Genomic DNA, 542 nt, shown 5'->3' on the forward strand with positions numbered 1-542 from the left:
ACAAGTCGCGCAATCGAATTAGCCGTTTGCCTGCACAGCGCCGCCGCAGACATTGAAGCAAACCAACATGGCGAACGAGGCTTGCTTGCCAGCGATCTACCCAATACTGCCCGAACGCTCTTAAACGACCTTGTTTAAATAAAACTCTCACACACTGAGTAATTCTTTGACTGCGGGGAGAGTCACTGTATGAAGCGAAGGGAGTTTCGTGGAACGTCAACTGGGACTAACATCAATATGAACCGCGTGGGTACTTTCAAAAATTAGAGCTTGGCTTCGGCTGACAAAGTAACGCTGAGCGCGTCAACCCAATCCAGATAAACATAACCAAATCGACTAACTTAACACTCTAAAAAAAACCGCTAAGGTAATGAAAAAGCTCCCCAGATTTCGATCAGTAACATCAACGTATCTAAGGAGCTTGAATGCGTGTGCGAACTACGCCTTTCTTCTTCTCGTCACCACTAAACCTGCTAACCCTAGGCCGAACAGCGACAATGTAGATGGCTCAGAAACAGAAGTAGGCGGGTCATTAATTTCAC

The 542-nt window shown here is 46.5% G+C and carries 1 protein-coding gene; it reads right to left on the minus strand.

Annotated elements, in window-relative coordinates:
* Positions 1-438: 438 nt before the first annotated feature.
* The gene (locus A3750_RS27330; RefSeq protein ID WP_369819941.1) at positions 439-537 is read right to left on the minus strand and encodes a PEP-CTERM sorting domain-containing protein; all 99 of its coding nucleotides are present in this window, start codon (positions 535-537) and stop codon (positions 439-441) included.
* Positions 538-542 lie beyond the last annotated feature (5 nt).

Source organism: Oleiphilus sp. HI0079, assembly GCF_001635105.1.